Here is a 16016-nt window from a genome sequence, read left to right as displayed (position 1 = left end):
TTGGATGCAGCGGACGACGCTGCGCGCCGCCGCTGATCCTCTCTTGCGGGGCTGATTGGGTGGTCGCTCGGGCACTCGGTCGAACGCGGGCTTGATTGGGTGCTCGTGCTGCGACCCCGGCGATCAGCGGCGGCGTCTTCGCCGGCCGCTGCATCGCGCTCAGCTCTTCCGCAGTGGCGCGAGCGCGCCCGACACGCTGCCGTGCGCGGCGGCAAGCGCGGTGCGGGCTCAAGCTTCCTCCACGCCTCCCAGCTCGCACACGATGCGCAGCGCGCGCCGCTCGAGCTTGCGCGAGCTCGGCACGAGGTTCGTCATCTCGTTCCCCTCGACGCGGCCGAGGCGCACCATCACCGCGGTCGAGAGCGTGTGCAGCACCATCTTCTGCGCGAGCCCGGCCTTCATGCGCGTCGAGCCCGTAATCACTTCAGCGCCGGTTTGCGGTGCGATCGAGACCTCCGCGGCCAACGCGATCGGCGACCCGGGGTCGCAGCTGAGCGCGATGCGGCGCGCGCCCACTTCGTTCGCGAGCTCGAGTGCGGCGAGCGCGAAGGGGGTGCGCCCGCTCGCGGAGATCGCGAGCACCGCGTCGCCCGGCATCAGCTCGCGCGCAATCAGTGCAGCGCGCGCCGCCCGCGCGTCGTCCTCGGCGCCTTCGGCTGCGCGCACGAGTGCAGCGTCGCCACCGGCCATGATTCCGAGGACGCGCTCGGGCGGAAAGCCGAACGTGGGCAGCAGCTCGGAGGCGTCGAGCACGCCGAGCCGGCCGCTCGTCCCGGCGCCCACGTTGAACCAGCGCCCGCCGCCCTGGAGCACGAGCACGAGCAGGTCGACGGCGCGCTCGATCTCGGGCAGCACGCGCGCGACGGCGTCGGGCACGCTGCGGTCCGCGGCGTGGATCGCCGCGACGATCTCGCGCGTCGAGCGGCGCGAGAGATCGCGCGTGCTCTCGCACACGGCCTCGGTGAGCAGCTCGTCACGCATGTGCACCTCATCGGCAATCTGGCGGGCAGCCTGACCGCTGTCTCGCGATCCAGTAGAACCCGCGCCCATGGCCTTCCGCGTCTCGGAACAGACCCTCGCACGCCTCGAGTGGCCGGAGCTCGTGCTGCGACTGCGCTCGCACCTGCGCACGCCGCGCGCGCAGGAGGGCCTCGACGAGCTCGGCACCGCGCTGTTCGCTGCGAGTCTCTCCGAAGCGCGCGAACGGCTCGCGGAGACGCGCGAGGCGAAGGCGATTCTCGACGACGGCGACGTGACGCCGGCGGCTGGAGTGCGCGACATCGAGATGCTGCTGCCGCGCATCACGCGCGGCGGCGCGCTCAGCGGCGCGGAGCTGCTCGATCTCGCCGCGACGCTGCGCGTGTGCGCCGAGGCCGCGCGCTTTCTCGCGCGGCGCGCGGAGGCGGCGCCGCAGCTCGCCGCGATCGCGAGCGCCATCGCCGATCACGGCGCGCTCGCCGCGCAGATCGAGCACGCGATCACGCCGGGCGGCGAGGTCTCGGACGCCGCTTCGCCCGCGCTCGCGAACGCACGCCCGCGCTGCGCGCGAGCTCGCATCGCAGCGAAGGAGCGCATCGAGCGTTTCCTCGGCGACGCGGAGATCGCGCCCGCGCTGCAGGACTCGTTCGTGACGCTGCGCGGCGACCGCTACGTGCTGCCCGTGAAAGCGGGGGCGCGCGACCGGGTGCCCGGCATCGTGCACGATGCGTCCGCGAGCGGCACCACGTTCTTCGTCGAGCCCGAAGCGGTGGTCGAGCTCAACAACCGCAAGAAGCAGGCGGACCTCACGGTCGACCGCGAGACGCGCCGCGTGCTCGCCGAGCTGTCCGAGGCGGCCTCGCGCCGCGCGCCCGAGATCGAGGCGAACCTCGCGGCGCTCGCGCATCTCGATCTCGCCTTCGCGCGCGCTGCGCTCGCGAGCGAGCAGGACGCGAGCGAGCCGGCGCTCGCCGACGACGGCGTGTTCGAGCTGAAGTTGTTACGGCACCCCTTGCTGCCGCCGCGCGAAGTCGTGCCGAACGACCTGCGACTCGGCGAGGGCTTCCACGTACTCGTCATCTCGGGCCCGAACGCGGGCGGCAAGACGATCGCGATGAAGTCGCTCGCACTGGCCGCGCTCGCGGCGCGCGCGGGCATGTTCGTGCCCGCAGCGCCGGGCGCGCGCATCGCGGCGGTGGAGCACGTCGTCGCGCTGGTCGGCGACGCGCAGGATCTGCACGAGAACTTGTCGACGTTCTACGCGCACATCGCGCGACTCGCGCAGATCGTCGCCGAGGCGGACGCGAGCACGCTCGCCGTGCTCGACGAAGTGGGCGTGGGCACCGACCCGAGCGAGGGCGCCGCGCTCGCGCAGGCCTGCCTCGAAGCGCTCGCGGACGCTGGCGCACGGGCGATCGCGACGACGCACTACAACCTGCTGAAAGAGCTTGCCGACGTAGACCCGCGCTTCGAGAACGCGAGCGTCGAGTTCGATCCGCAGACGCTCGCGCCGACCTACCGCCTGCGGCTGGGCATGGCAGGCGCTTCGAGCGCAACCGCGGTCGCGGCGCGCATGGGCATGCCGGCGCGCGTGATCGAGCGCGCGAGGGCGCTGATCGATCGCGAAGACCGGCGGCTCGACCAGCTTTTGACCGAGCTGCAGGCGAGCCGCGCGGCGCTGGAACGCGAGCGACACGAGGCGGCGCAGCTGCGCGAAGAAAGCGAGGCCACCCGCGACGCGTATCGCGAGAAGCTCGAGAAGCTGCAGGAGCGTCGCGACAAGCTGATCGGCAAGATGCGGAGCGAGCTCGACGCCGCGTTCAAGAGTGCGCACGGCGAGATCGCGGGGGTGATTCGCGATCTCCAGCGCAAAGGCAGCGCGCAGGAAGCGGCCCGCGCGCGCGACAAGCTCGTCGCGCTCGAGCAGGACGCGATGCAGCGCGAGCAGGCGGAGCGCGCGCGAGCTCCGCGCGAGCGAGGCGCCGGTGTCGACTGGGCGAGCGCGAAGCCCGGCGACGCGCTGCGCGTCGACGGCGGCAAGAGCGGCACGCTCGTCGCGCTGCCCGACCGCAGTGGCCGCGCGCTCGTGCAGATCGGCAGCGCGCGCATCGCGATCGACGCGGACAAGCTACGCCCCGTAACGAGTGCGGGCGCGACGCCGCCCGCGCGCGGCTACGTGCGCGTCGACACGCTGCCCGAGCAAGCGAACGCACGGCGCGTCGACCTGCGCGGCATGCGCGTCGACGAGGCGATCGACGCCACCGAGAAGGCGCTCGACGACGCCGCGCGCGCCGGCAGCGAGGCGCTCGAGATCATCCACGGCGTCGGCACCGGCGCGCTGCAGAGCGCGATCCGCGAGCACCTGCGCCGCCTCCCCCACGTCGCCCGCTTCACGCCGGGCGCGAGCAAGGGCGGCGAAGGCGTGACGCTCGCGTACTTGAAGTAGGCGCCGCGTTCAGGCGCTTGCGGCGCCCTCGACGCGCAGGTCCCCCAGCGCGGCCGCTGCCGCGCGCAGGCCGCTGCTCGCGGCGCCCTCGAGGGTCGGTGCGTTCAGGTAGTCGCCCGCGAAGTAGAGCCTGCGCCCGCGCGCGCGGCGGTCGGCTTGCACGCGCGCGAAGCCCGCGAGCGCGCGGTAGCGGCCGACGTCGAAGCGCGGGCGAGCCCACTCAAAGCGCGCGATGTCGAGCAGCTGCGCGCCGCTCGCTGCGCCGGGGCGTACGCGCTCGAGCGCTGCGGCGAGCGAGCGCGCGATCGCGTCGTCGGCCGCTTCGAGATGAGCGTGCGAGAACACCGGCGTCGCGACGAGCTGCACGAGCGTCTTGCCTTCGGGCGCGAAGCCACCCGGCGCACCGGGCTCGAGCAGCACGCTCACGAGCGGCACGCCGGCGTCGCGCGGGATGCGCGCCCAGAGCGAGTGCGGCGCGAGCGCGCCGCTGCACGCGAAGCTCGCGACGACCGCGGACTCGGCGCGGCTCGCGCCGAGGAAGTCCTCCTCCGCGGGCGTGATGAGCGCCGCCGCGGCGCGCAGCGCTTCGCGCGGCGGAATCGCGAGCACGACCGCCTCGGCCTCGACGCGCGCGCCGCTCGCGAGCGAGAGCTCGTAGCCGCTCGCGCTCGCGCGAATGCCGCGCACGTCCCCGGGCACGAGGCGCGCGCCGCGCGCAAGCTCTGCGCCGAGCACAGCCACGCTCGTGCGCGGGCGGCCCAGGCCGAGCTCGGCGCGCGCGACGTGGTGGCGCAGGAACGCGACGCGGCTCGTGTGCGCGATTTCGAGGCCGAGGTCGGCGGCGAGCAGCGGCTGCACCCAGCTCGCGAGCGCACCGGCGCCGAAATAGAGGCGCACGAAGTCGGCCACGCTGCGGTCGTCGAGTCGAGTGGCGTGTTCTGGCGAGCCCGCGTCCAGAATCGAGGCGAACCGGCGCAGCAGCCGCTCCAGCCGTAGCAAGCGCCAACCGTCGCGCAGCGGCATACCGGGGAGCTGGCGGAGCCCGCGGTGGTCGACGGCCTCTGTCGCGTGCAGCTTGCCCTCGTGCAGCTGCGCCATCGCGACGGGGCGCAGCAGCGGCAGCGCCTCCGCGGTCGCGAGCTTCGCGCCGAGCGCGTGCAGCGAGCGGTCGCGGGCTCCGAGCAGCAGCGGCGCGCGCTCGATGCGGAAGCCGTCGCGCGCGATCTCCTGCGCCCGCCCGCCGCCGACCGCGCGCTCTACGAGCACGACCTCTGCGCCGGCTTCGAGCAGGCGCTGGGTAGCGGCGATTCCGGCCATGCCGGCGCCGACGACGGCGATGCGGGGGGAGGTCACGGGCGGCCTTCGCGCTTCTGGGAACGCGAGTCTTTAGCCCGCGAACGCGGCGACTGCCTCGCTCGTAGCCGCTCTCACGATGACCACCGCAACTCTCCCGCTTCAGCTCGTTCCCACCCGCGTCCGCCAGAAAGCCCGCGAAGCGTCCGTGATAGCCTCGCGCGGCGTGGCCACCGATGAAGAACTGATGGCCCGCCTCCAGGCCGGCGACGAGCGCGCGCTCGAGACGCTGATGCAGCGCCACCAGTGGATGCTCTACGGCTTCTTGTCGCGCCGCGTGGGCAGCGCCGCAGACGACATTTTCCAGGAGACGTGGATCCGCGTCGTGCGTGCGCGCGAGACCTTCGACGTCGAGCGACGCTTCACCGCGTGGCTCTACCAGATCGCGAACAACCTGTGCCGCGACCGTTATCGCCGCCTCGAAGTGCAGCGCCGCGCGGTCGAGTCCGCGCGCATCGAGGACGAGACACTGCGCGAGACCCCCGATGCGCCGCCCGTCGCCGAGGGCGACCGCATGCGCGAGCGCGTGCTCGCGCTGCCCGATCGACTGCGCGAGGTGCTGGTGCTGAGGTATTACGAGGACCTCGGCGAAGAGGAGATGTCGCGCGTGCTCGGCGTGCCGCGCGGAACCATCAAGAGCCGGCTGCATGCTGCGGTGAAGGCCTTGCGCGAACGCGTCGTCGCAGACAGCGAGGAAGAAGCATGAGCGACCTGCGAGACGACGAGACCCTTCGCGAGCTGCGCGGTCTCTCGCGCGAGCTCGACCACTTCCGCGTGAGCGCGCCGCCGCTCGCGCTGCTCGAGACGACTCTCGCGCGCGCGAAGCGCGAGCTGCGCGCGCAGCTCGCCGCCCGCACGATCCCCGCCGGCTTCAAGCGCGAGCTCGCACTGCTGTGCGCGGCTGCGCTGCCGCCGCTCGCGATCGTGCTCGCGTGGAACGCGTACTTCCTGCCGCGGCTCGCCGAGGTGCTGCGCGGCGTGCTGCCGCTCCCGGTCGCCAACGCGATCGCGCTCGCCTACGCGGGCGGAGCGCTGGTGTGGATCGCCATCGCCGCCGGCGCCATCCCGATCGCTGCGCACAAGCGCGCGCGCCTGCGCGCGCTCGAGGCCTAATCGATGTCGAGCACGAAGATCTGCCCCTACTGCGCAGAAGAAGTCCGCGTCGAAGCGGTCAAGTGCAAGCACTGCGGCTCGTTCATCGGCGAGCGGCGCCGCACTCCCCGCAGCGAGTGGACGCGCTCGAGCTCCGAGCGAGTGCTCGCCGGTGTGTGCGGCGGGCTCGCTGAGATCCTCGGTCTGCCGACCGCGGTCGTGCGGCTCGCGTTCGTGCTCGGCACGATCATCTCGAGCGGCGTCGGCATCGTGATCTATGTCGTGCTCGCGATCGTGATGCCGCTCGACGACGCAGCGAGCGCGCGCATCCGCAAACGAGACGCGCAAGAGAGAGCGGTCGCACCGCGCGACCCCGACGTCGAGCGCGAGCTCGGCCCGGACGACCCGCGCTAGCCGGAGACGAGCCGTTCGAGGCTGGCGATCACGTCGTGCAGCGTCTCGAACGGCTCGAACGCGACGCCCTGCTTCGTGAGCTCCTCCGCCAGCGAGTCCTTCGCGAACACGAGATCGGCCGCGCGCGCGCCGCACAAGTCAGAGACGCGTCCGTTCCCGACGTGAATCACCCGCGCGCCCGGGTGGTGCGTTCGGAACTCGCGGATGCGCGCGGCCTTGCAGACGCCGGTGGCGCAGCCGCAGCGGGGATCCGGGTAACGCGCCGCGATGCGCCAGCGGTCTTGCTCGTACCAGAGCCGGTTCGAGTCGTGCGCGAAGCGCACGCCATGGATGCGCTGCAGCCGCTCGAGGTTGTAGTCGAAGCCGTCGCTGAGAATGCGGAACGGAATGCCGTGCTCTTCACACCAGTCGACCAGCGCGCGTCCGCCGGGGTCGATCTCGATCGTCCTCAGGAACTCGTTCAGCGTTCGCTCGGGATACGCGAGGCCGTTCAGCAGCTCCATGTTGTACGACCACGCGTCGAGCTCGCCGCGCTCGAGCCGCGCCCACAGCTGCGCGCGGCGCTCGGCTGCGTGCGTGCGCACGATCGTCGAGCCCACGTCCTGCTTCGCGAACGTGCCGTCGTAATCGCAGAACACCGCGAGGCGCACGTCCTTCGCGACGCGCACCGCGAGGCTCGCGTGCGGCGCGAGCTCGGCGCGCAGCAGCGCATCGTCGCGCGGCTCCGGCTCTGTGCCGCCGAGCAGCGCGAACGGCGGGAGCGCACCGCGCGCCGCCAGCTCGCGCGAGACGTCGCGCGACAGCGTGGCCGGCGCATCGCTCGCGTTGTGCGCGACCGCGATCACGGCGTTCTGCGTGTGGCTCACGATTCCATGCGGGCCGCCGGCGTCGAGCAGCCCGAGCGCGCGCGCGGTGCCGTGCGCCGCGCCGGCGTCCACCTCGCGCGCGAGCGCGAGCGACTCCCGTAACAACTCGAGGTCGCCGGGCGAGAGCGCCGCCACGTCGTCCGAGACGATCGCCATGCCGCCGCTCGCCGCGATGCCGGCGGCGAGCGAGTGAATCTCCGCGGGCGTGAGCTCGGTGCTCGCGCTGCGCACCATCAAGCAATCGGGGTCGTTGAGCCAAAGCCGCCGGTGCATGAAGACGCGCGCGAAGGTGTTGCGCAGCGCGTTCGCGCCGGACGCCGCGGTGTCCTCGATGCCGGCGATGCCCGCGCGCGGCTTCCAGTGCGGCGCGGTGTCGGGCCCGATGCGCATGCCGTCGACGAAGCCGACCGCCGCGCCGAGGGGACAGCCGCAGCCGAGGATGAACGCCTCCGCGCCTGCGCCTTCGCGCATCGCGGCGAGCCCGCGCTGCAGGCGCGCGGCGCGCGGCAGCGAGGCGTCCGCTGCGTCGGCCTGCATCGCGGCGGCGTAGAGGAAGTCCGGCTTGAAGTACGTGAAGCCCATCGCCGCGTGCGCGGCGAACGTGCTGCGCAGGTGGCGCTGCACCGCCGGCAGCGAGGGATCGAGCACGTAGACGCGCGAGTCCGCGGCCCACTCGCGGTGAAGCAGGCCGAGGAATGGCGCGTCGCCGCGCCGTAACAACCAGTCGCCGTTCAGCCGGAACGTGTCGCTCTCGGCAACCACGCAGAAGGGCGCCGTCCAGATGCCTGCTTGGAAGCCTGCGCTGCGAATGTCCGCCGCGAGCGGCGCCAGGCCGCGCGGGAACTTCGCGTTCGTCGCGAGCCAGTCGCCGGTCGCGCGCTGGTAGCCGTCGTCGATCTGCACGACGTCGATCGGCAGCGAGGCGCGCAGCTTCGCTAGCGACTCGAGGTTGCGCAGGATGTCGGCCTCGGAGACCGCCGCGAAGAACTGGTACCAGCTGCACCAGCCGGCCTGGAACGGCGCGTTCGTCCGCGCGCCCGCTCGCGCGCCCAGCTCCGCCGCGAACTGCTCGAGCAGCGCGTCCGCGGAGTCGCCGAGCGCGAACGTGAAGCGCTCGCTCTCGATCCGCTCGGCGGGCGCGGCCACCACTTCGAGCTGCGCCTCGACCTCGACGCGCACCGTCTCCGACTCGCGCCGCAAGTAAACGAGGCCCATCGCACGGCCGGCTTCGCAGAGCCCAGCGAGGCACGTCGCGCCGCTCGGCGCAGCCGCCGCGGTGACGAGATCGGACTCGTGCCAGCCCGCGCGGTCCGCAGCCGGCTGGCCGATTGCGTGAAACATCCCGCGTAGCCACGGACCCGATGGGAACGGCGCAGCGCCCGTAGCGTCGAGCTCGCGCGCTCCGCTGAACGACCACGACTGCCAGCCGTTGCGCAGGAAGCGCATCCCGCTCTCGGCGGCGGGCGGACGCCAGCGCACGCCGAGCACGATCGACTCGACGTAGAGCGGCTCGCTCGCGCGCGAGCGCAGTGCGATGTCGAAGGCGGCGTCGCTGCCGCGCAGATCCGCGGAGACGGAGATCTCGAACGGGCCGAGGCGGTGCGTGCCGACCGCGAGCGGCGCCTCCGCAAACGCGATCGCGCCGAGCACACCGTCGCCGCTACGGTGCGGCGGCACGTCGGCCGAGTAACGCACGCCCAGCCGAACGGGCTCGAGGCGACCGGCGCGCTCGTGCCGCGCGAGCGAGGCGAGTGACATGGCCGCGCATGATATCGGTGGCGACTCCGATTTCAGGATGCGCGCGCGCATTCTCGATGGCGCGACTGGCACCGAGCTCGAGCGCCGCGGAGTCGCGTGCGAACTGCCGCTCTGGTCCGCGCGCGCACTGCTCGGAGCACCAGAGGTCTTGCGCGCGGTTCACCGCGACTACGCCGCCGCGGGCGCGCAGGCGCTCACCGCGAACACGTTTCGGACGCAGCGCCGCACGCTCGCGCGCGCCGGACTCGGCGAGCGCGCCGCGGAGCTGACCGCGCGCGCGGTGCAGCTCGCGCGCGAAGGTGCGCGCGAGGCGGGCGCCCCGAACGTGTTCGTGCTCGGCTCCGCGGCGCCGCTCGAAGATTGTTATTCGCCCACGCTCGTTCCCGACGACGCGACGCTCGCGCGCGAGCACGCGGAGCATGCCCGCAACCTCGTGGCGGCCGGCATCGACGCGATTCTCGTCGAGACGATGAACACTGCGCGCGAAGCCGAAGCCGCGCTGCGGGCCGCGCACGACGCGGGCGCTCGGGCGCTCGTCAGCTTCACGTGTGCGCCCGGCGCGCGGCTGCTCTCGGGGGAGCCGCTCACCGCCGCGATCGCGCGCGTGCTGCCGCTCTCGCCGCTCGCGATCGGCGTGAACTGCGCGCCGTGGCAGACGCTCGCGCCGTGCCTCGACGTGCTGCAGGAATCGCGTATGCCGTTCTTTGCGTACGCGAACCTCGGCGCACCGCGCGCGGACGGCGCGCGCACGAATGCGCAGACGCCGCGCGAGTTCGCGGCAGCCGCGCGGCGCTGGCTCGATGCCGGCGCGACCGCGCTGGGCGGATGCTGCGGGACGCGGCCCGAACACGTCGCGGCGCTCGCGGCGCTGCTTCCCTAACAGGCGTGTGCGGAGCGTCGGCAGGTCGGCGCTGCAGTGACGCAAATTGGCGCTGCGCTTCGCGCGTACGGATGCAACTCACCGAATCGCGAACCGGCAAGAGCGCGCGCTTCTCCGCGCGCGTAGCGCGAGATGCGGCTCTGCGCGCGAGGCTTCGCCGCGCTGGCACGCGGGTTGCTCTACTTGATGCTCGGGAGACGAAATCTCCAGCGCCCGGACTGGCAACCCCTCCCCTCGTGGCCTTCGCGAGGTGCCGGTCCGGGCGCTTCGGCTTTCGGCGAAGCCGAAAGCCGAAGCGGGCCGTGGCACCGTGCAGGTCCTCGAGAGCGAGGTGTGCCGCACGCCGGGCGCGGCTTTGCATCGAGGCGCCCGCTTTTCTCCATGTTTACTTCGCATCGCGCTCGAAGACTCGCGCGCTGCTGCGCGCTTCGCTTGCGGTCTCGGCCGACCTGCTGGGCAGGAGCGTTCGACGCGCAGCTGGTTGCGGGACTGTCTGGCGTTCCGCGGGGCTCCGTTGTTAGGCTCGGAGCACGCTGCGTGCGATGCCCGCGAGGTAGAAGGAGCCGGTGGCGCAGAGGAGGTCGGTTTCGCGCGTGCTTTCGCGGGCGGCGCGGAGGGCGAGGTGGGGGTTGGGGACGATGCGGAGGTCGAGGGCGGGGGAGACGGCGCGGAAGGCGTCGGCGACTTCGGCGGGTGTCAGGGAACGGATCGGTTCGGCGCGCGTGATCGTGACGTGGTCGGCGTGCGGGGCGAGCGCGGCGCAGATGGCCGCGAGCGCTTTGCCGGCGGAAATCGAGACGACGAGGTGCGCCGAGCGGCGCGGGATCTGCGCGAGCACGTGCGCGAGCGCCTTCGCGGACTCCTCGGTGTGCGCGCCGTCGATCAGGATCCACGGCGCGCGCGAGACGATCTCGACGCGGCCGGGAAGGGTCACGCGCGCGAACGCCCGCTCTGCCGCGCGCGCGATCTCTTGGTCGCTCAGGACGCCGAGCCGCCGCGCGCAGGCGAGCGCAATCGCGGCGTTCGCGGCTTGATGCGCGCCGGCGGCGGCGAGGTCGAACTCGCACGAGAAGCCGCCGTCGCGCACGCGGACGCGCATCCCTCCGAGCGACTCGCTCACGACCTCGCGTGTGATCTCCGCGCCGAGGCGCACGAGCGGCACGCCGGCTTCGCGCGCGCGCTGCGCCGAGACCGCGGCGGCCTCGGGCGCGAGCGCACCGGTCACGAGCGGCGCGCCGGGCTTCACGATGCCGGCCTTCTCGCCCGCGATCGCAGCGAGCGTCGACCCGAGCTTGTCGGTGTGCTCGAGCTCGATCGTGGTGATGCAGGTGACCGCGGGCGTGACTGCGTTCGTCGAATCGAGGCGGCCTCCGAGGCCGACCTCGAGGATCGCCACGTCGACGTTCTCCTCGGCGAAGATCACGAGGGCCGCCGCGGTCGTCGCGTCGAAGAAGCTCGGCGCGTTCTCGGTCCCGCGCAGCGCGTCGACCGCGGGGCGAATCTTCGCGACCGCGTCGGCCAGGCGATCGCCGTCGATCTCGCGGCCCGCGACGCGGAAGCGCTCCGTCCAGCGCTCGAGGTGCGGCGACGTGAACGTGCCCGTGCGCAGTCCGGCTTCGCCTAACAAGGCCTCGGAGAGCAGCGCGGTCGAGCCCTTCCCCTTCGAGCCCGCGATGTGCAGCACGCGCAGGCCGCGCTCGGGGTTGCCGAGCTTCGCGAGCAGCGCCTGGATCGGCGCCAACGAAAAGCGCGCGCCCGCAAAGCTGGGCGCGCGCTCGTAGTTGATCAGGCCCTGAAGGTATTCCTCGGCTTCCCGAAGACGCTCACTCATGCGACGACCGCATCTCGCGAGCGCGCGCCGAAGCGGCCGTCGCTCACTGAACCATGTACTTCTTCCACGACCGGTAGCTCTTCACCGCGTCGCTCGTGCCTTCGGCCGCGGGGTAGAAGTACCGGACGGCGTGGCCGCAAGTCGCGCAAATCTTGTAACAGAACTTGAAGCCCTCGACTTCCTTCACCTGGCCGACAACCACGCGATTCTCGTCGGTGCAGCACGCCTTCGAGCGCGGCGGCGAGACGATGCGCTTCGGGTACTCGTTCTTGGGCTTCTCTTCCTCCGTGTAGCGGATGATGTTGCGCGAGAGGCGGTTCGCCTTCGCGTCGGTGGCCTGCTTGCGGATGTTGCTGCCAATGCGTCTCAAGTGTTCACCTCGTCGTCGGGAAGTTCAGAGCGGCTCCATCGAGCTCGCGCAGAAGTGGCGTGAAATCCTGATAACTCGTCTGACACGGCGCGCCGCCCGCGAAGCGAAACACGTCCCGCTCGCGATCGGGCCCGCGACGCAGCAGCGTCGAGCTGCGCGTCCCGTACTCGCCGTGATGGATGCAGGTGCGCTCGAGCGCGTTGTCGTTGCGCGCGTCGTGCGAGCGGCACAGCTCGCTCAGCGCATCGAGCGCGCTCGCCTCGGGGCCCGCCGCCACGCGCTCCGCTTCCCCTAACAAGCGCGCGATCTTCGGCACCGCCGCGTCGTTCGGATCCGCGCTGCCGATCACGTGCGCGCCGGGCGCGAGCACGCGCACGCGCGGCTTCTCCTCGTAGACGATCGCAAAGGCGTGCTCGGCGTCGGCCACGAACAGGTTGAAGGGGTTGTAGGCGCCCGGCGCGAGCTGAAGCGCGGCCTCGGCGGCGCGCGTCGCGGAGGCGCGCCCGAGTGCGTCCGCGACGACCAGCCCGCGCGAGCGGCGGGTCGCGTCAGGCGCCGCAGTCGGCCGGTTCGTGAGGGCCACGAACACGCCGGCGTCGTTGAGGCCGAGCCAAGTGCCGCCCGCGCGCTCGTCCACGGGCGCGATGACTCTGCGTCCGCCCCACTCGTGCACGCGCGGCCCACTCGCCGGACGCGCGAGAAACTCATCCCGGTTCGCGGCCACCAACAGGTGCGCGGTCGGGTAGCAGCGATGCAGGGCGATGAGGGTGCACATCGGCAGAGAAGGCCTTTGTGCGGCGGGGGCCGCTCTCGCGAGGATGGCGCAAAGTATCCGAGCCTCCCCGCGGGTCAATGGGAAGTTTGAGGGTTCGGAGTTTCCGGCTCGTGTCTCACCTCTCTCGTGCGTCGAGAGTGGCGACCGAGCTGCGTCGGGTGTCGCCGATCTGCGTGATTCGCGAGAGGAGGCGAGCGCGGGTAACCAAAACTGCTGGTGATGCGCATCTCGTTTGCGCGCGCGGGGTTGACCGACGTGGTGCCCGCCGACCTCGCGTCGCCCGGGTTCGAGGTTGCGAGCAACTGCTCGTTGGCTGGCCTGGACCCCGGGAGTAGAGTCGACACGTTATGTGCGCGCCGCTCGTGCCACTCACTCCGTCGGAGACAAGAAAGGGCGTCCGATGCGAACCCTGACCGCGATCCTGTGCCTGCTGCTCGCCACCGCGATCGGGTGCGCGAACGGGGGCGGCAGCGCGTCGCGGGGGAAGCCGCTGCCCCCGGTCTCGTCGGTGGACAACAGCTCCGGTGATCCCGACGACCCCACGGCGGGTATTCCGGAAGAAGCGGACACGGACCCGGATGATCCCCAGAACGACGGCGTCACAGCCGGGGATCGCGCGAGGGCTGCCGCGCAGGGAATGCTGATCGGCGCGATCGTGGGCGCTCAGGCGGGTCCGATCGGGGCCGCGGTCGGCGGCGTGACGCAGATGATCTACGGCGCGATCACGGGCGAGAACCCCCTCGGTGGTGGCGGCGGCGGGCGCTACCCGGGTAGCGAGCGCGGCCGTGAAGAGGAGATGGAGCGCGAGATCGAGAGGGAGTCGGAGCGCACGGACGAGCTCGAGGACGAGATCGCCGGCGAGCTCGAGCGTCAAGAAGAGTTGTTACGGCAGATCGAGCAGACCGAGCAGCTCGAGGCTGCCGGCGCCGCGCAGGAAGCCGCCGTCGGCGCGATCGCCGACAGCCGCGAAGCGCCGACGGCTCCCGCGCCGAAGGACCTCCCGGCCGCGATCTTCGACGAGGAGCACCGCAAGATCGCGGTCGGCGCCTGGGGCAACACGCGCGAGCTCGCGGTGCTGGTGCGCTCGATCGACGCGGACCGCGATGGCGCGCCCGAAGAGGTGCGCTTCCACGACGAGACGACCGGCCAGATCCTGCGCAAGGAAGCCGATCGCGACTACGACGGCGACATCGACGAGTGGACGACGTACGAGGCGGCCGCGGTGGCGCGCATCGAGCAGGACAACGACGGGGACGGCAAGACGGACGAGTGGCAGGTGTTCGGCAAGGACGGCCGCATGGCCTCGCGCGAAATCGACCGTGACGCGAACGGCCAGCGCGACGCGTTCTTCGTGTTCCGCTCCGGCGCGCTCGCCGAGGAGCGCCACGACACGAACGGCGACACCACGATCGACCGCGTCGTCTTCTACAAGGACAAGAAGCTCGAGCGCGCCGAGGAAGACCTGAACCACGACGGCAAGGTCGACGCCTGGACGGCTTACTCGAACGACCTGATCGCGCGCATCGAGCGCGACAGCAACGCCGACGGCAAGCGCGACACGTTCGAGACGTACGAGACGACGAGCGGCCGCTCGCTGCTCGCGCTGCGCGAAGAGGACAAGAACCAGGACGGGAAGATCGACGTGAAGTCGGTTTACGAGAAGGGGAAGTTGAAGCAGCGGCAGATCTCGGATGCGGGCCTCACGCCGCTCTGAGGCGGCGCGGCGGGTTTCCTTCTTCCGTGAGACCGAGGTTCGCTTCTTTCCTTGTTTACTTCGCGTTCGGCTCCGAGGACTCCGCCGAACGCTGCGCGCTTCGCTTGCGGTCTCGGCCGACACGCTTGGCAGGAGCGTTCGACGCCGAGGTCGTTCCGTCGTGGCCTCGCCGCGTCAGCCGTCGAGCGGGCGCGTCTCGTCTCTCTCGCGCGCGGCCTAGTTGTTATGTGCCGGCTCCGGCGGCTCGGTCGGCGTTGGCGCGGGCTTGTCTTCCTTGATGCGGATGTCGAGGCGCCTGCGCTGCTGTTCGCGGAAGGCTTCGATTTCGAGGCTCTTGCGTTTGAGCTCGAGGTCGCGGTTTTGGCGTCGGATGCGTTCGAGCTCGGCGAGCTTGTCGCGGGAGCCGACCTGGCTGAGCGCGAAGTCGAGCTCGAGCTCGAGCTCGCCGCGCGTGCCGTCGCTCGCGAGCGCGACGATGCGCACGCGGTTGCGGCCCTCGCGCACGGGCACGTAGCCGGTGAATGCGCCATCGGGCGCGACGCGCACGTCGGTCGAGAAGTCGCCCGTCGTCAGGTTCGTGAACACGATGTCCTCGACGTCCGAGAACGAGGTGCCCGCGAGCAGCACGATCACGTCGTCGGGGCTTTGCACCGGCGTGTAGACGCCGCGCGTGATGCGCGCGATCTCGGTGGTGACGCGGTTGTACGAGAGCGCGCCGGGGCCGACGGCGTACGTGTTGATCGAGACGCCCGCGGTCTGAGCGAGCTCTGCGGCGCGCAGCGCGGCCTCCTCGTCGCCGGGATCGATCTCGGTGCCCTTGCCGACGGGGAACGTGGGCAGGCCGTCCGTGAGAAACAGCGCGACGCGTTTCGCCTCCGCGCGCGGCTCGCTGCGGGCGCCGGTGAGTCCGTTCAGCTCGCTCACCGCCAGCAAAATCCCGGCGGAGAAGTTCGTGGCGCCGTGCGGACCGCGCGCGAGAACGCCGGCGAGCGCTTGCCGCACCGCGGCGTAGTTCTCGGTGAGCGGAATCTCGAGCTGCGCGTCCTGCTGCGCCTCGTTCACGCGCTCGCCGGTCGCCGGGTTCACCTCTCCCGAGAACGTGATCACGCCGAAGCGCACGCGGCGCGCGTCGACGCCTTCGAGCAGGGCGAGCGCCGCGCGAACCTGCGCGTGCAGGATCGAGTCCTGCGGGTCCGTGCTGCGCACGTCGCTCGGGAAGACGCCCGCGAGGCCCTCGCCCTGCGGATCGACGCCGACCACGCCGTCGCCGTCGATGTCGCCGCCGCTCGCCGCGCGCGTCGAGTACGACACGTCGATCACGAGCATCACGTCGAACACGCTCGGATCCGCGGCATCGGCGAGCGCGCTGCCCGCGATGCGCGCTTGGTGCACGAAGCCTTCCACGCGAGCGCCCGGCAGCGGCGAATCGAGGCGCAGCTGCACACCGTCCGCGAACGCCGGCGCAGAAACGAGCAGCCCCGCTGCCGCGATCACTCGCGCGCAGCGGGGCACTGGGAAGTAGAGCGTCATCGCTCCGAG

General features: G+C 71.9%; 13 protein-coding genes. 6 read left to right on the top strand and 7 right to left on the bottom strand.

Features of this window, described 5'->3' with window-relative positions; all coding sequences use genetic code 11:
- Positions 1-228: 228 nt before the first annotated feature.
- Positions 229-981, bottom strand: a complete 753-nt coding sequence (locus FJ091_02280) for an N-acetylmuramic acid 6-phosphate etherase (protein MBM4382175.1) — start codon at positions 979-981, stop codon at positions 229-231.
- Positions 982-1048: 67 nt separating this feature from the next.
- Here FJ091_02280 and FJ091_02275 point away from each other — a divergent pair, with 67 nt between their 5' ends.
- Positions 1049-3424, top strand: a complete 2376-nt coding sequence (locus FJ091_02275; protein MBM4382174.1) for an endonuclease MutS2 — start codon at positions 1049-1051, stop codon at positions 3422-3424.
- Between the two features lie 9 nt (positions 3425-3433).
- On the opposite strand, the gene FJ091_02270 is transcribed toward FJ091_02275, so the two are convergent.
- The gene (locus tag FJ091_02270) at positions 3434-4777 is read right to left on the bottom strand and encodes an FAD-dependent oxidoreductase (GenBank protein MBM4382173.1); all 1344 of its coding nucleotides are present in this window, start codon (positions 4775-4777) and stop codon (positions 3434-3436) included.
- A gap of 187 nt (positions 4778-4964) precedes the next feature.
- On the opposite strand from FJ091_02270, the gene FJ091_02265 reads away from it, so the two are divergent.
- From FJ091_02265 to FJ091_02255, 3 genes are read left to right on the top strand one after another with little or no spacing between them, the layout of a single operon-like run.
- Entirely contained in the window at positions 4965-5483 is a 519-nt protein-coding gene (locus tag FJ091_02265) for a sigma-70 family RNA polymerase sigma factor (GenBank protein ID MBM4382172.1), read from the top strand.
- Positions 5480-5890: a hypothetical protein gene (locus FJ091_02260; GenBank protein MBM4382171.1), complete on the top strand. Its 411-nt coding sequence runs from the start codon at positions 5480-5482 to the stop codon at positions 5888-5890. The genes FJ091_02265 and FJ091_02260 overlap by 4 nt, the downstream gene beginning before the upstream one ends.
- A 3-nt stretch (positions 5891-5893) precedes the next feature.
- On the top strand, positions 5894-6283 hold the full coding sequence (locus FJ091_02255; protein ID MBM4382170.1) for a PspC domain-containing protein: 390 nt from the start codon (positions 5894-5896) through the stop codon (positions 6281-6283).
- On the opposite strand, the gene FJ091_02250 is transcribed toward FJ091_02255, so the two are convergent.
- Positions 6280-8907, bottom strand: a complete 2628-nt coding sequence (locus tag FJ091_02250; protein MBM4382169.1) for an alpha-galactosidase — start codon at positions 8905-8907, stop codon at positions 6280-6282. The two genes, FJ091_02255 and FJ091_02250, sit on opposite strands and share 4 nt — an antisense overlap.
- 37 nt (positions 8908-8944) lie before the next feature.
- On the opposite strand from FJ091_02250, the gene FJ091_02245 reads away from it, so the two are divergent.
- On the top strand, positions 8945-9787 hold the full coding sequence (locus tag FJ091_02245) for a homocysteine S-methyltransferase family protein (GenBank protein ID MBM4382168.1): 843 nt from the start codon (positions 8945-8947) through the stop codon (positions 9785-9787).
- Between the two features lie 517 nt (positions 9788-10304).
- Here the strand turns inward: FJ091_02245 and FJ091_02240 are convergent.
- The 3 genes from FJ091_02240 to FJ091_02230 are packed head-to-tail and all read right to left on the bottom strand — an operon-like array spanning position 10305 to position 12763.
- Positions 10305-11618 (bottom strand): hypothetical protein, encoded by a 1314-nt coding sequence (locus FJ091_02240; GenBank protein ID MBM4382167.1) that lies wholly within the window; start codon positions 11616-11618, stop codon positions 10305-10307.
- 43 nt (positions 11619-11661) lie between these two features.
- The gene (locus tag FJ091_02235) at positions 11662-11988 is read right to left on the bottom strand and encodes a hypothetical protein (GenBank protein ID MBM4382166.1); all 327 of its coding nucleotides are present in this window, start codon (positions 11986-11988) and stop codon (positions 11662-11664) included.
- A gap of 4 nt (positions 11989-11992) precedes the next feature.
- The gene (locus FJ091_02230; protein ID MBM4382165.1) at positions 11993-12763 is read right to left on the bottom strand and encodes an NRDE family protein; all 771 of its coding nucleotides are present in this window, start codon (positions 12761-12763) and stop codon (positions 11993-11995) included.
- Between the two features lie 400 nt (positions 12764-13163).
- On the opposite strand from FJ091_02230, the gene FJ091_02225 reads away from it, so the two are divergent.
- Positions 13164-14477, top strand: a complete 1314-nt coding sequence (locus tag FJ091_02225; GenBank protein ID MBM4382164.1) for a hypothetical protein — start codon at positions 13164-13166, stop codon at positions 14475-14477.
- 216 nt (positions 14478-14693) lie between these two features.
- On the opposite strand, the gene FJ091_02220 is transcribed toward FJ091_02225, so the two are convergent.
- Positions 14694-16007 (bottom strand): VWA domain-containing protein, encoded by a 1314-nt coding sequence (locus FJ091_02220; protein MBM4382163.1) that lies wholly within the window; start codon positions 16005-16007, stop codon positions 14694-14696.
- Positions 16008-16016 lie beyond the last annotated feature (9 nt).

The organism is Deltaproteobacteria bacterium (assembly GCA_016875395.1).
GTDB lineage: Bacteria > Myxococcota_A > UBA9160 > UBA9160 > UBA6930 > VGRF01.
This window is presented reverse-complemented; position numbering and strand designations above follow the sequence as displayed.

What these genes read in the sequence shown, in the direction of transcription:
- FJ091_02280 (MBM4382175.1), bottom strand. Translation starts at nt 981, where the DNA reads ATGCGTGACGAGCTGCTCACCGAGGCCGTGTGCGAGAGCACGCGCGAT.
- FJ091_02275 (MBM4382174.1), top strand. Translation starts at nt 1,049, where the DNA reads ATGGCCTTCCGCGTCTCGGAACAGACCCTCGCACGCCTCGAGTGGCCG.
- FJ091_02265 (MBM4382172.1), top strand. Translation starts at nt 4,965, where the DNA reads ATGGCCCGCCTCCAGGCCGGCGACGAGCGCGCGCTCGAGACGCTGATG.
- FJ091_02260 (MBM4382171.1), top strand. Translation starts at nt 5,480, where the DNA reads ATGAGCGACCTGCGAGACGACGAGACCCTTCGCGAGCTGCGCGGTCTC.
- FJ091_02255 (MBM4382170.1), top strand. Translation starts at nt 5,894, where the DNA reads ATGTCGAGCACGAAGATCTGCCCCTACTGCGCAGAAGAAGTCCGCGTC.
- FJ091_02250 (MBM4382169.1), bottom strand. Translation starts at nt 8,907, where the DNA reads ATGTCACTCGCCTCGCTCGCGCGGCACGAGCGCGCCGGTCGCCTCGAG.
- FJ091_02245 (MBM4382168.1), top strand. Translation starts at nt 8,945, where the DNA reads ATGCGCGCGCGCATTCTCGATGGCGCGACTGGCACCGAGCTCGAGCGC.
- FJ091_02240 (MBM4382167.1), bottom strand. Translation starts at nt 11,618, where the DNA reads ATGAGTGAGCGTCTTCGGGAAGCCGAGGAATACCTTCAGGGCCTGATC.
- FJ091_02230 (MBM4382165.1), bottom strand. Translation starts at nt 12,763, where the DNA reads ATGTGCACCCTCATCGCCCTGCATCGCTGCTACCCGACCGCGCACCTG.
- FJ091_02225 (MBM4382164.1), top strand. Translation starts at nt 13,164, where the DNA reads ATGCGAACCCTGACCGCGATCCTGTGCCTGCTGCTCGCCACCGCGATC.
- FJ091_02220 (MBM4382163.1), bottom strand. Translation starts at nt 16,007, where the DNA reads ATGACGCTCTACTTCCCAGTGCCCCGCTGCGCGCGAGTGATCGCGGCA.